Annotated in this window: 8 protein-coding genes and 3 rRNA genes; 9 read left to right on the forward strand and 2 right to left on the reverse strand. The window is 64.9% G+C overall.

Annotation, left to right across the window (positions count from 1 at the left end):
* The first annotated feature begins 13 nt into the window (after window positions 1-13).
* The 6 genes from AVP41_RS08065 to AVP41_RS08090 all read left to right on the forward strand — a co-directional run bounded on the left by AVP41_RS08065 (window position 14) and on the right by AVP41_RS08090 (window position 6,128).
* A complete protein-coding gene (locus tag AVP41_RS08065) occupies window positions 14-1,108 on the forward strand; it encodes a heparan-alpha-glucosaminide N-acetyltransferase domain-containing protein (RefSeq protein ID WP_082829116.1) in 1,095 nt (364 codons plus the stop codon).
* A gap of 9 nt (window positions 1,109-1,117) precedes the next feature.
* A complete protein-coding gene (gene argH, locus AVP41_RS08070) occupies window positions 1,118-2,548 on the forward strand; it encodes an argininosuccinate lyase (protein WP_067163100.1) in 1,431 nt (476 codons plus the stop codon).
* 75 nt (window positions 2,549-2,623) lie between these two features.
* A complete protein-coding gene (locus AVP41_RS08075) occupies window positions 2,624-3,274 on the forward strand; it encodes a SatD family protein (protein WP_067163102.1) in 651 nt (216 codons plus the stop codon).
* Window positions 3,271-3,966, forward strand: a complete 696-nt coding sequence (locus tag AVP41_RS08080; protein WP_067163104.1) for a hypothetical protein — start codon at window positions 3,271-3,273, stop codon at window positions 3,964-3,966. Before AVP41_RS08075 ends, AVP41_RS08080 begins: the two co-directional genes overlap by 4 nt.
* A 57-nt stretch (window positions 3,967-4,023) precedes the next feature.
* Window positions 4,024-5,325 (forward strand): tyrosine--tRNA ligase, encoded by a 1,302-nt coding sequence (gene tyrS / locus AVP41_RS08085; RefSeq protein WP_231902708.1) that lies wholly within the window; start codon window positions 4,024-4,026, stop codon window positions 5,323-5,325.
* A 2-nt stretch (window positions 5,326-5,327) separates the two neighbouring features.
* On the forward strand, window positions 5,328-6,128 hold the full coding sequence (locus AVP41_RS08090) for a DUF4184 family protein (RefSeq protein ID WP_067163111.1): 801 nt from the start codon (window positions 5,328-5,330) through the stop codon (window positions 6,126-6,128).
* Window positions 6,129-6,163: 35 nt separating this feature from the next.
* On the opposite strand, the gene AVP41_RS08095 is transcribed toward AVP41_RS08090, so the two are convergent.
* Together AVP41_RS08095 and AVP41_RS08100 are read right to left on the reverse strand one after the other, a co-directional pair.
* Window positions 6,164-6,592: a HEAT repeat domain-containing protein gene (locus tag AVP41_RS08095; protein WP_157532429.1), complete on the reverse strand. Its 429-nt coding sequence runs from the start codon at window positions 6,590-6,592 to the stop codon at window positions 6,164-6,166.
* A complete protein-coding gene (locus AVP41_RS08100) occupies window positions 6,589-7,866 on the reverse strand; it encodes a CoA transferase (RefSeq protein WP_067163116.1) in 1,278 nt (425 codons plus the stop codon). Before AVP41_RS08100 ends, AVP41_RS08095 begins: the two co-directional genes overlap by 4 nt.
* Window positions 7,867-8,467: 601 nt before the next feature.
* On the opposite strand from AVP41_RS08100, the gene AVP41_RS08105 reads away from it, so the two are divergent.
* The 3 genes from AVP41_RS08105 to rrf all read left to right on the forward strand — a co-directional run bounded on the left by AVP41_RS08105 (window position 8,468) and on the right by rrf (window position 13,732).
* Window positions 8,468-9,991 (forward strand): 16S ribosomal RNA (locus AVP41_RS08105).
* Between the two features lie 421 nt (window positions 9,992-10,412).
* A 23S ribosomal RNA gene (locus AVP41_RS08110) occupies window positions 10,413-13,516 on the forward strand.
* Between the two features lie 99 nt (window positions 13,517-13,615).
* A 5S ribosomal RNA gene (rrf, locus tag AVP41_RS08115) occupies window positions 13,616-13,732 on the forward strand.
* The 16S, 23S and 5S rRNA genes sit together here, the layout of an rRNA operon.
* Window positions 13,733-13,910: the final 178 nt, after the last annotated feature.

The following is a 13,910-nucleotide window of genomic DNA, read 5'->3' on the forward strand; positions in this document are numbered from 1 at the left end:
TGACGGGGTCAGCGTGAGCGACCGGTGGCGGGCGGTGACGCCGGGTCTTCGGTGGCTGACCGCCCCGGCCCGCGTCGCGGGCGTCGACCTCGCGCGCGGACTCGCGGTCCTGGGCATGCTGACCGCGCATCTGCTGTCGATCGCCCCGTTCGACGGTGCGGACCCGAGCACGTGGCTCGATGTCGTCAACGGTCGGTCGTCGATCCTGTTCGCCGTCCTGGCGGGGGTCTCGATCGGTCTCCTCAGCGCGGGGGCCGACGGAGCGCGCCGGCGGGTGATCCGCGCGCGGCTCGCGGTGCGTGCGGGAGCGGTGTGGCTGCTGGGCGTCGCGCTGGTGGCGACCGGCGTCCCCGTGTACGTGATCCTCCCCGCCTACGCCGTGCTGTTCCTTCTGAGCCTTCCCCTGCTCTCACTGGGCGCACGGCCGCTGTGGGTGATCGCCGCGGTCGTGGCGATCGTGTCGCCACTCGTGCAGCCGTTCCTCGACGACGCGCTGCCGTGGGAGTCCCCGGGTGGCGCCGACATCGCGCTCCTCATCGGCTGGCACTATCCCTTCACGATTTGGTTCGCCTTCGTCGCGGCCGGTCTCGCGGTGGCGCGATCGGGATTCGGGCCACGCGCGCCGTTACGGCTCGTGCTGGGCGGCGGGGCTGCGGCGGTGCTCGCCGGCGTCGGTGCGACCCTGATCCCCGACGAGACGCTCTCGGACGGGTGGGCGGGCCGAGCCCTCGCCGTCTCCGCGCATTCCGGAGGCCTCCCGGAAGTGATCGGATCGGGAGGGTTCGCCCTGGCGGTGCTCGGCGTGTGTCTCGCGGTCTGCCGGACACCGGTGGCGCCGCTCGTCCTCCCGCTGCGGGCGGTGGGAGCCATGCCGCTCACCGCGTACACCGGCCAGATCCTGCTCTGGGCGGCCTGGGCCGCGCTCGCGCTCGGCACGACCTCGGATCTCGGGGCCTTCCGGGCCCTGAACCCGCTCCCGGTTTTCGTCGGCGGAACGATCCTGATCTGCACGGTGTGGGCGCTCGCCTGGGGGAGGGGGCCCTGCGAGCGCGTCATCGCGGCGCTGGCCTCACGCCTGGTTCCCGGGCCGCCCCGGGCGCGCGACTAGGCTGACACGGTGACCGAATCTGCTGCGCATGGGACGAACGAGGGTGCTCTCTGGGGAGCGCGCTTCGCGACGGGACCCTCTCCCGAGCTCGAGGCTCTCAGCCGCTCGACGCACTTCGACTGGGCGCTCGCCCGTTACGATCTCGCCGGCTCTCACGCTCACGCGAACGCTCTCCACGCAGCCGGGTATCTCACCGATGAGGAGATCGTCCGCATGCACGCCGGGCTCGACGCCCTGGCCCGCCGGATCGAGGATGCGACCCTCGTCGCCCAGCCGGGAGACGAGGACGTCCACGGTGCGCTCGAGGCGGCGCTGATCGCGGAGGTCGGACCCGGGCTGGGAGGTAAGCTCCGCGCGGGACGCAGTCGCAACGATCAGATCGCCACGCTCGTGCGGCTCTATCTGCTCGACCACGCCGGCGTGATCGCGCGCGACCTGCTCCGCGTGATCGACGCGGTCGTCGCACAGGCCGAGGCGCACGCCACGGCGATCATGCCGGGCCGTACGCATCTGCAGCACGCGCAGCCGATCCTTCTCGCCCATCACCTGCAGGCGCACGCCTGGCCCCTGGTGCGCGACCTGGAGCGCCTCCGCGACTGGTCTGCGCGGGCGCGCGTCTCGCCGTACGGCGGCGGCGCGCTGGCCGGGGCCACGCTGGGACTGGATCCGCAGTCGGTCGCACGGGAGCTGGGTCTGGATCGGCCCGCCGAGAACTCGCTCGATGGCACCTCGGCGAGAGACGTCGTGGCGGAGTTCGCCTTCATCACGGCCATGATCGGCGTGGATCTGTCGCGCTTCGCGGAAGACGTGATCCTCTGGAATACGCGCGAGTTCGGATTCGTCACGCTCGACGACGGCTACTCGACGGGGTCGAGCATCATGCCGCAGAAGAAGAACCCGGACATCGCGGAGCTCGCGCGGGGCAAGGCGGGGCGTCTGATCGGGAACCTCTCCGGCCTGCTCGCGACGCTCAAGGGGCTTCCCCTCGCCTACAACCGCGACCTGCAGGAGGACAAGGAGCCGGTCTTCGATTCGGTGGCGACGCTGGAGGTCGTCCTTCCCGCGTTCGCAGGCATGGTGGCGACGCTGCAGTTCCACACCGATCGGATGGCTGAGCTTGCGCCGGCGGGATTCTCGTTGGCCACCGACGTGGCCGAGTGGCTCGTCACGCAGGGCGTCCCGTTCCGTGACGCGCACGAGATCTCCGGTGCCCTCGTGCGCGCCTGCGAGGCGCGGGGGATCGGCCTGGAGGATGCCGACGATGCCCTGCTCGAGTCGGTGTCCGCTCATCTTCGTCCCGCGGTGCGTGACGTCCTGTCGATCGAGGGCTCCGTGGCGAGCCGTACCGGCGCCGGCGGAACCGCTCCGGTGCGGGTGAACGAGCAGCGCGCCGAGCTGGTGGCGCGTGCGCAGGCCGCAGCTCGCACGCTCTCCGTCTGACACCGCAGACCTTATCGATTTCAAACATAAGCAAAACACTTATCATCTGGAAAGATAAGTGATAAGCTTATCGTCATGTCGAACGTCGTCGTCACCATCGCCGACATCGTCGGCTCGCGTCTCCTCGAGGATCGAAGCGAGGCGCAGGCGGTGATCGAGTCGGCCGTCGCTCGCGTGGATGATGATCTGCCGCTTGCGCGGCACCGCCTCGCCGCGACCGTGGGCGACGAGTTCCAGGGGGAGTACGCCACTCTCACCGACGCGCTCCGGTCGCTCCTGCTGGTCCAGCTCGCGCTCCCCGACGGCATCGAACTGCGCTTCGGCGTCGGCATCGGGCCGATCGAGGAGGTGACCTCTCCGGGAGGAGGGATCTCCGACGGGCCGGGATGGTGGGCGGCGCGCGAAGCGATCGATGGGGTCCACCGACTCCAGGACCGCGCCGTTCCGTCCGCGCGCACGCGCGTTGTCGCAGGTGTGGGGGAGGATGCCGTCATGAAGACGGAGGCGCGCATGGCCAACGCCTACCTGCTCGCCCGCGACGAGGTGGTCGGTGCCATGAGCGAGCGCGCGCGACGACTCACCTACGGGCGGTGTCTCGGGCGCACGCAGCGGGAACTCGCTGCGGCGGAGGGCATCACCCAGCCCGCGGTCTCTCAGGCGCTGGCCGGTGCGGGAGCGCCCGCCGTGATCGCCGGGTTCACCGCGCTCGGAAAGGACGACGCGTGATCGGTGCCGGGCTCGTCCTCCTGGGTGTCGGCGTGGGCGACCTGCTCCGGCAGTACGCCCCCTCGCGGCTGCGCATCGGCGCGACCGTGCTCGCGGCAGTCGCACTCATCGTCCTCGCCGCCGGCGCCGATGCGATGGTGTGGGCCTTCGTTGCCCTCGGCACCGCGGTCCTGTGGACCTGGGGAACCCCGGATCGACGCGGGGGACCCGCCGGGCTCTGGCCGGTCGTGCTCGTCGCGGCCGTCTGCCTCGTCGCGGTTGCCGTCACCGGGATCCGCGCGGACCAGGGGCCGTGGGGCGAGCTCTGGCCGACGGCGGGTCCGCTCAGCCGGGTGAGCGCCGACGTGGCCCTGTTCGTGGTGGGGGCCGTGGCCTTCCTGGCGGAATCGGGAAACGTCGTCGTCCGCGCGTCGTTGCGCGATGCTGCCCTGCCTGACGCCGACGGCATCACGCTGAAGGGCGGTCGTCTGATCGGACCGCTCGAGAGGCTCCTCGTCTTCTCCCTCACTCTGACGGGGGCCTTCACCCTCCTCGCCGCCGTCCTCGCCGCCAAGGGGATCGTCCGCTTCCCCGAGATCTCCCGTGACAGCGGCTCGGGCCTGCGCGCCGAGTACTTTCTCATCGGGAGCCTCGTCAGCTGGGCGACGGCGCTGGGCGTCGCCTTCCTCCTGTGGTGGGGGACCCTCGGCTGACCGCCGCCTCGTGTCCGGGCGACGGGACGGCGAACGTGCGCTGATAGCCTGGAACGCGTGTCTGAAACCGTCGTGAGCGCCCTCGCGCCCGCCAACGATCCGACGTTCGCGAACGTCTGGGACGAGATCGTCTGGCGCGGCCTGGTGCATGTGTCCACCGGCCAGGAAGCGCTGCGTGCGCTGCTCGGCGGGGACCCGATCACGTATTACTGCGGGTTCGATCCGACCGCGTCGTCATTGCACCTCGGGCACCTCGTGCAGCTGCTCACGATGCGTCGCCTGCAGTTGGCGGGACACCGACCCCTGGGGCTGGTGGGCGGATCGACCGGGCTGATCGGCGACCCCCGTCCGACGGCCGAGCGCACGCTGAACTCCCGCGAGACGGTGTCCGAGTGGGTGGCGAGCCTCCGCGCGCAGGTGGAGCGGTACCTCAGCTTCGAGGGGGACAACGCCGCGCGCATGGTCAACAACCTCGACTGGACGGCGCCCCTGAGCGCCATCGATTTCCTCCGCGAGATCGGGAAGCACTACCGCGTCGGCACGATGCTCAAGAAGGATGCCGTCGCGGCGCGGCTGAACTCCGACGCGGGGATCAGCTACACCGAGTTCAGCTACCAGATCCTCCAGGGACTCGACTTCCTCGAGCTGTACCGCCAGTACGACTGCGTGCTCCAGACGGGGGGGTCCGACCAGTGGGGAAACCTCACCAGCGGCACCGACCTGATCCACCGCGTCGAAGGCGTCTCCGTGCACGCGATCGGGACGCCGCTGATCACCAACAGCGATGGCACCAAGTTCGGCAAGAGTGAGGGGAACGCGATCTGGATCGACGCGGCGCTCACGAGCCCGTACGCGTTCTACCAGTTCTGGCTCGCGACCGCCGACGCGGACGTCGTCGAGCGGCTGAAGGTCTTCACCTTCCTCACACGCGAGGAGATCGAGGCCTACGCCCGGCTCGTCGAGACGGAGCCCTTCCGCCGGGCAGCCCAAAAACGACTCGCGGAGGAGGTGTCGACGATCGTTCACGGGCCGGAGGCGACGGCCGCGGTGATCGCGGCGTCCGAAGCGCTGTTCGGACAGGGCGACCTGGCTGCGCTGGATGCGGCGACCCTCCGATCCGCCCTCGAAGAACTGCCGCACGCACGGGTGCCCTCGGGAACGCCGGTGGTCCAGGCGCTGGTGGAGACCGAGCTGGTCTCCAGCCTCAGCGAAGCGCGTCGCGCGATCGCCCAGGGCGGCGTCTCCCTCGACGGCGAGAAGGTCACCGACGACACCGCAACCGTCGCCGGCACCCTCCCGGGCGGCGTCTCCGTGCTGCGGCGGGGAAAGAAGACCCTCGCCGGCGTCTTCGTCGACTGATCGTGCCGTTCACACCCGCGCACGCGGCGGTCGCGCTGCCGTTCGTGCGCACCCCGCTCCTACCGGCCGCGATCGCGGTGGGCGCGATGGCGCCCGACGTGCCGCTCTTCGTGCGTGGCACACCGGTCACCTATCAGGTGACCCACACCAACGTCGTGGTGTCCGGTCTCGTTGCCCTGCTCCTCCTCGTGCTCTGGTACGGCCTGTTCCGCCCCGCCGTGCGGGAGGTCTCCCCGAGGTGGCTGGCCGAGCGACTTCCCGCCGAGTGGGACCGCGCCGGCGCCGGCGCGTGGCAGGCTGCGCGGGCGCCCCGCCCGGGAGCGCAGCACCGAGTGTGGCGTGAGAGCGGAGTGTTCGCGGCCCTCGTCGCGGTCTCTCTCGTCCTCGGCGTCCTCTCGCACATCGCGTGGGACGCGTTCACGCACGAGGGCCGGTGGGGACTGACGCTGATCCCCGCGCTCGACGAGATGTGGGGTCCGCTTCCCGGCTTCAAGTGGCTGCAGTACGGGTCGGGCGTGGGAGGCGTGGCGGTTCTCGCGGCCTTCGGCGCCTTCTGGATCTCCCGCCGGCCACGGGTGGCGTCGTCCCGGGTGCTTCCCGGTGCGGCGCGGTGGGCCTGGTGGATCTCCCTTCCCGTTGCGCTCATCGCCGCGTGGCTGATCGGATCGGTCGTCTACAGCGCAGACCCCGAGGTGACGGCGCACCATCTCGCCTACCGCGTGCTGCCGCCCGCCTGTGCGGTGTGGGGTCTGGCGACGATCGTGCTCTGCGCGTGGATCCTCGTGCGTCGACGCTCCGCCTGACCGCCCGTCTCGTTCTCGCCGCTGCCGCGCACGGATCAGCGCGACGCCGCCCCGGGGTCGGGATGGCCGAGCACCCGCCATGCCTGGTACCGGACCCGCTCGTACGGGTCCGATGTGCACGTCTCCACCGCTCCCCGGGGATCGTCGATCCCGTGGCTGGCGATGACCTTCAACGCCATCTCCCTCACCCGCCACGCGTCGTCGGACAGTGCGTCGAGCACGATCTCCGGGTGGGCGGGAGGGCCGATGTGGAGCAGGCCGCGCGCCCCCCACACGCGGCGCCACGTCGCCGGCCATCCGATCGTCCCGCCGAGCCAGGAGATGTCGGGCCACGCCGGGTCATCGTCGCCGGCGGAACCGCTCAGGAGCGCTTCGCACCAGGCGACGATCCGGTCGCGTCCGAAGAGCTCGCAGGCGGTGAGCACTCGATCCTTGGGCCGGCCCCCCGGGGCGGGGAGGGTCATCGGACGCTCCCCGGACGGCGATGCTCGCTGGTCCATTGGGCACGGTCGCGTCCCCAGGGACGCGGTGCGCGAAAGCGGGCGCCGGGGAAGGCGGGGGCCGCGGTGGTGAGCGAGACGCCGTCGACGGCGAACGACTGCAGATGTCCCGTCGCGTCGATCGGAGGGGCCGTCGATGCGCCGGGCGGCCGGGGGAGGCCGAGCAGCTCCGCGGCGATCCGGCGCAGGTTCGTGCTCGCGAGCCAGGATCCGCCCTCGACCGCTCGACGGTGCAGGAGTTCGAGGGCAGCCGCCGCGAGCAGATACCCCGCGCTGTGATCGAGGGCCTGGGCGGGGAGCGCTCCAGGGCGATCGCCGTCCTGCGACTCCTCCCACGCGATGCCCGAGTCGGCCTGCACCAGACTGTCGAACCCTCGGCGGGTGGGATCTGGCCACGCGGTGAGTTGGAGCACGATGATTCCGGGGCGGCGCGGGGCAAGGGATGCCGCGGACACACCCCGCCGCTCCAGCCCGTCGGAGCGGTAGCCCAGCACGACGACGTCGGCGGATGCGAGGAGCGCATCGAAGGTGGCGCGGTCGGCACCGCCGCCGAGGTCGAGGAGCGCCGATCGCTTCCCGTGCCCGGTGTCGAGGTGCTGCCAGGGGAGCTCCGGAAGATGCGGTGGGTCGATCCGGACGACGCCGGCTCCCCACAGCGCCAGGGTCCGGCTCGCCACCGGCCCGGCAATCACCCGCGTGAGGTCGAGCACCCGCGTGCCGGCCAGCGGGCGCTCCTCATCCGAAGACGGGACAGGTCGAGCCGGCGCGTCCGCGAGGCGGGTGGTCTCCACGAGGGCACGCGCGCGCAACTCCTCGTCGACGGCGGGATCCGCGGGCCGGACCGTGACGCAGAGACCGCCGCGAGCCGTCACGCTGGCGGCGATGCGCTCTGCCGGCCGCCTCGCCAGCTCTGCCCGCACGCGCTCGAGCTCGTCGGCACCGGCGGGGAGCTGGAGAGCAGACAGGAGCGCCCGGCGGTGGTGCGGGTAGTTGGCATGAGTGCGCACCCAACCATCCGCCGCACGGAAGAAGCCGGAGAGGGGAGCGAAGGCGCGGGGCATGGATCCGTCGACGCGAAGCCAGCGCTCGCTCGTGTAGGCAACGGCGACGGCCATCGGATCCAGAGGGCGCGCCCGTGTTCCCACGAGGGAGGCCCGTGCGTCTTCGGCCGCGGTCACGGCGGTCCAGGCGAGGGAGGCGACGTCGGTGCTGGCGGCGAGAGGAACGGGATCGGGCATGGGGGCACGCTACGCCGGGGCCCCGCGGTGCGCGACCCCGTGCCGCGATGCCGGGCCGCAAGCCCCGGAATCACGGGGCTCGTGGCCGCGACACGCCCGGGATGCAGGCCCGATTTGCCGAAGGGCCAGAACCCACGTAACTTATTACTTGTTCGCCCCACAGGGAAGAGCGAGAAGGCCGGAAGGCCTCGCCCCCTCAAGCGGAGAACCACCTCCACCCCACACACCTCCTACTGGAGGAACCAGGGCCTTAGGGTCTAGGATGGAGTGTCCACCTCGTGGACCGCGGTCGTCGACTGCTCCGAGGATCTGAAGATCCCGGCGAGTCGATTTGACAGACGGAACGAGATGGATAAGATAGAGAAGTTGCCCTGCGGGGGAGGCTGAGAGGCCGAACAGCAGGAGCATCCGATCCTTGAGAACTCAACAGCGTGCACTTGTCAAATGCCAAAAAACCTCGATTCAGCTTCGGCTGAATGAGATTCCTTTGGATCAAAGTCCGGCACTCCGGTGCCGGCAACGGATAGTCAGCAATGACATCCCTTTGGTCAGATCAAACTCGCTGCTCCGGTCATTTTCCGGCTGGTCGCAGCAACATTTCTTTACGGAGAGTTTGATCCTGGCTCAGGATGAACGCTGGCGGCGTGCTTAACACATGCAAGTCGAACGGTGAAAGCGGAGCTTGCTCTGCTGGATCAGTGGCGAACGGGTGAGTAACACGTGAGCAATCTGCCCCTGACTCTGGGATAAGCGCTGGAAACGGCGTCTAATACCGGATACGAGCTGCGAAGGCATCTTCAGCAGCTGGAAAGAACTTCGGTCAGGGATGAGCTCGCGGCCTATCAGCTTGTTGGTGAGGTAACGGCTCACCAAGGCGTCGACGGGTAGCCGGCCTGAGAGGGTGACCGGCCACACTGGGACTGAGACACGGCCCAGACTCCTACGGGAGGCAGCAGTGGGGAATATTGCACAATGGGCGCAAGCCTGATGCAGCAACGCCGCGTGAGGGACGACGGCCTTCGGGTTGTAAACCTCTTTTAGCAGGGAAGAAGCGAAAGTGACGGTACCTGCAGAAAAAGCGCCGGCTAACTACGTGCCAGCAGCCGCGGTAATACGTAGGGCGCAAGCGTTATCCGGAATTATTGGGCGTAAAGAGCTCGTAGGCGGTCTGTCGCGTCTGCTGTGAAAACCCGAGGCTCAACCTCGGGCCTGCAGTGGGTACGGGCAGACTAGAGTGCGGTAGGGGAGATTGGAATTCCTGGTGTAGCGGTGGAATGCGCAGATATCAGGAGGAACACCGATGGCGAAGGCAGATCTCTGGGCCGTAACTGACGCTGAGGAGCGAAAGGGTGGGGAGCAAACAGGCTTAGATACCCTGGTAGTCCACCCCGTAAACGTTGGGAACTAGTTGTGGGGACCATTCCACGGTTTCCGTGACGCAGCTAACGCATTAAGTTCCCCGCCTGGGGAGTACGGCCGCAAGGCTAAAACTCAAAGGAATTGACGGGGACCCGCACAAGCGGCGGAGCATGCGGATTAATTCGATGCAACGCGAAGAACCTTACCAAGGCTTGACATATACGAGAACGGGCCAGAAATGGTCAACTCTTTGGACACTCGTAAACAGGTGGTGCATGGTTGTCGTCAGCTCGTGTCGTGAGATGTTGGGTTAAGTCCCGCAACGAGCGCAACCCTCGTTCTATGTTGCCAGCACGTAATGGTGGGAACTCATGGGATACTGCCGGGGTCAACTCGGAGGAAGGTGGGGATGACGTCAAATCATCATGCCCCTTATGTCTTGGGCTTCACGCATGCTACAATGGCCGGTACAAAGGGCTGCAATACCGTAAGGTGGAGCGAATCCCAAAAAGCCGGTCCCAGTTCGGATTGAGGTCTGCAACTCGACCTCATGAAGTCGGAGTCGCTAGTAATCGCAGATCAGCAACGCTGCGGTGAATACGTTCCCGGGTCTTGTACACACCGCCCGTCAAGTCATGAAAGTCGGTAACACCTGAAGCCGGTGGCCCAACCCTTGTGGAGGGAGCCGTCGAAGGTGGGATCGGTAATTAGGACTAAGTCGTAACAAGGTAGCCGTACCGGAAGGTGCGGCTGGATCACCTCCTTTCTAAGGAGCATCTGGCACCGAGGCTCTTCGGAGTCGACGTGTCCAGGCGCCGGATCAGGGCCGAACGTGTCCTGCCGGTTAGCTCATGGGTGGAACATTTGACGAGGTGCCGGAGGGTGACCTTCGAACTCAGTACGCTGCTTGCAGCTGGAACCGTTCGGAGCAAGTCGTTCGGCACATGCACGCTGTTGGGTCCTGAGGGACCGGATGTGCTCTTCGGAGCCAACCAAATCCTCAGGACCTTTTCTGGCGGTCGCAGTGCGACACGCGGAGAGGGTACCGCCCGTACTTTGAGAACTACACAGTGGACGCGAGCATCTTTGAGCCGGCTTCGGTCGGCTCATATAGATGATCTTAAAGATCATTAGTCAATTTCGAGTTGGACTTCGGTCCGATCCGATACTGATTCAAACTCATGTGATTTCAAGTCTTTAAGAGCAAACGGTGGATGCCTTGGCATCTGGAGCCGAAGAAGGACGTAGCAATCTGCGATAAGCCTCGGGGAGTGGATAAGCACACCTTGATCCGAGGATCTCCGAATGGGGAAACCCCGCTGGGCGGCGTGCCGACCCAGTGACTCCCGCCTGAATATATAGGGCGGGTAGAGGGAACGTGGGGAAGTGAAACATCTCAGTACCCACAGGAAGAGAAAGCAACCGCGATTCCGTTAGTAGTGGCGAGCGAAACCGGAACAGGCTAAACCGAGTACGTGTGATATCCGGCAGGAGTTGCGTATTCGGGGTTGTGGGACTTTTCGGACTGTTCTGCCGAGCAGTCAGCGTTACAAGAAGGTATAGACGAACTGGATTGAAAGCCAGGTCATAGAGGGTGCCAACCCCGTAGTCGAAATGCCTCCCTTGGCGCGAGAAGTATCCCAAGTAGCACGGGGCCCGAGAAATCCCGTGTGAATCTGTCAGGACCACCTGATAAGCCTAAATACTCCCAGATGACCGATAGCGGACAAGTACCGTGAGGGAAAGGTGAAAAGTACCCCGGGAGGGGAGTGAAATAGTACCTGAAACCGTTTGCTTACAAACCGTTGGAGCAGCCCTAGCAGCTGTGACAGCGTGCCTTTTGAAGAATGAGCCTGCGAGTTAGCGATACGTGGCGAGGTTAACCCGAGAGGGGTAGCCGTAGCGAAAGCGAGTCTGAATAGGGCGATTCAGTCGCGTGTCCTAGACCCGAAGCGAAGTGATCTATCCATGGCCAGGCTGAAGCGACGGTAAGACGTCGTGGAGGGCCGAACCCACTTAGGTTGAAAACTGAGGGGATGAGCTGTGGATAGGGGTGAAAGGCCAATCAAACTTCGTGATAGCTGGTTCTCTCCGAAATGCATTTAGGTGCAGCGTTGCGTGTTTCTTGCCGGAGGTAGAGCTACTGGATGGCCGATGGGCCCTACAAGGTTACTGACGTCAGCCAAACTCCGAATGCCGGTAAGTGAGAGCGCAGCAGTGAGACTGTGGGGGATAAGCTTCATAGTCGAGAGGGAAACAACCCAGACCACCAACTAAGGTCCCAAAGCGCGTGCTAAGTGGGAAAGGATGTGGAGTTGCCTTGACAACCAGGAGGTTGGCTTAGAAGCAGCCACCCTTGAAAGAGTGCGTAATAGCTCACTGGTCAAGTGATTCCGCGCCGACAATGTAACGGGGCTCAAGCACGCCACCGAAGTTGTGGCATTGACATTATTGGTAGGCCTTCGTGGTCCAGCCGTGTTGATGGGTAGGAGAGCGTCGTGTGGCCAGCGAAGCGGCGGTGTGAACCAGCCGTGGAGGCTACACGAGTGAGAATGCAGGCATGAGTAGCGAAAGACGTGTGAGAAACACGTCCTCCGAAAGACCAAGGGTTCCAGGGTCAAGCTAATCTTCCCTGGGTAAGTCGGGACCTAAGGCGAGGCCGACAGGCGTAGTCGATGGACAACGGGTTGATATTCCCGTACCGGCGAAGAACCGCCCCAATCAATCCAGTGGTGCTAAGTGCCCGAATTCCTCTGTATCGATCCCTTCGGGGTGAGAACGTTGGAGCTAGCGCACGACCCCATGCTGGTGCGGTTAGCGTATTAACAGGTGTGACGCAGGAAGGTAGCCCAAGCCAGGCGATGGTTGTCCTGGTGCAAGTGCGTAGGCCGAGAGATAGGCAAATCCGTCTCTCACATAGGCTGAGACACGATGCGGATAAAAAGTGGGTGATCCTATGCTGCCGAGAAAAGCATCGACGCGAGGTTCTAGCCGCCCGTACCCCAAACCGACTCAGGTGGTCAGGTAGAGAATACCAAGGAGATCGAGAGAATCGTGGTTAAGGAACTCGGCAAAATGCCCCCGTAACTTCGGGAGAAGGGGGGCCTTCGACGTATTAGGACTTGCTCCGAAAGCGTTTGGAGGCCGCAGAGACTAGTGGGTAGCGACTGTTTATTAAAAACACAGGTCCGTGCCAAGTCGCAAGACGATGTATACGGACTGACGCCTGCCCGGTGCTGGAAGGTTAAGAGGACGGGTTAGCGCAAGCGAAGCTCAGAATTTAAGCCCCAGTAAACGGCGGTGGTAACTATAACCATCCTAAGGTAGCGAAATTCCTTGTCGGGTAAGTTCCGACCTGCACGAATGGCGTAACGACTTCCCAACTGTCTCAACCGCGAACTCGGCGAAATTGCATTACGAGTAAAGATGCTCGTTACGCGCAGCAGGACGGAAAGACCCCGTGACCTTTACTACAGCTTGGTATTGGTGTTCGGTGTGGCTTGTGTAGGATAGGTGGGAGACTTTGAAGCAGGGACGCCAGTTCTTGTGGAGTCATTGTTGAAATACCACTCTGGTCACTCTGGATATCTAACTTCGAACCGTAATCCGGTTCAGGGACAGTGCCTGGTGGGTAGTTTAACTGGGGCGGTTGCCTCCCAAAAAGTAACGGAGGCGCCCAAAGGTTCCCTCAACCTGGTTGGCAATCAGGTGGCGAGTGTAAGTGCACAAGGGAGCTTGACTGTGAGACTGACAGGTCGAGCAGGGACGAAAGTCGGGACTAGTGATCCGGCAGTGGCTTGTGGAAGCGCTGTCGCTCAACGGATAAAAGGTACCTCGGGGATAACAGGCTGATCTTGCCCAAGAGTCCATATCGACGGCATGGTTTGGCACCTCGATGTCGGCTCGTCGCATCCTGGGGCTGGAGTAGGTCCCAAGGGTTGGGCTGTTCGCCCATTAAAGCGGTACGCGAGCTGGGTTTAGAACGTCGTGAGACAGTTCGGTCCCTATCCGCTGCGCGCGTAGGAAATTTGAGAGGATCTGACCCTAGTACGAGAGGACCGGGTTGGACGAACCTCTGGTGTGCCAGTTGTTCTGCCAAGAGCACCGCTGGTTAGCTACGTTCGGGATGGATAACCGCTGAAAGCATCTAAGCGGGAAGCCGGCCTCAAGATGAGATTTCCATGCCTTCGGGCGAGAGGCTCCCAGCCAGACTACTGGGTTGATAGGCCGGATGTGGAAGCGCGGTAACGCGTGAAGCTGACCGGTACTAATAAGCCGATGACTTGATAACACACCGTTTTGGTGCTTGCGTCCACTGAGTGGTTCTCGATGTACGGTCGAGAACCGCATGACAATGACATTGTTGTGCAGACTGAAACATCAATAGTGTTTCGGCGGCCATAGCGTGAGGGAAACGCCCGGTTACATTCCGAACCCGGAAGCTAAGCCTCACAGCGCCGATGGTACTGCAGGGGGGACCCTGTGGGAGAGTAGGACACCGCCGGACTTCTTTCGTGAAATGGCCACCCAGAGTTGGGTGGCCATTTCTCGTTAACGGACTCGGGAAGGGATGCCGTCATGGCAGCAGACGACGAACGACCTCGTGGAGCGGGGAGGCCGCGCTATGCGGCGTCGAACTCTGGTTCCCGTCGTCCCCGCCCTGGCGATGATGGTGCCGGCTCCCG

The sequence above is a fragment of the Microbacterium sp. TNHR37B genome, from assembly GCF_001620065.1.
GTDB lineage: Bacteria > Actinomycetota > Actinomycetes > Actinomycetales > Microbacteriaceae > Microbacterium.

Coding starts and splice junctions, on each gene's coding strand:
- AVP41_RS08075 (WP_067163102.1), top strand. CDS start 2,624: ATGTCGAACGTCGTCGTCACCATCGCCGACATCGTCGGCTCGCGTCTC.
- AVP41_RS08095 (WP_157532429.1), bottom strand. CDS start 6,592: ATGACCCTCCCCGCCCCGGGGGGCCGGCCCAAGGATCGAGTGCTCACC.
- AVP41_RS08100 (WP_067163116.1), bottom strand. CDS start 7,866: ATGCCCGATCCCGTTCCTCTCGCCGCCAGCACCGACGTCGCCTCCCTC.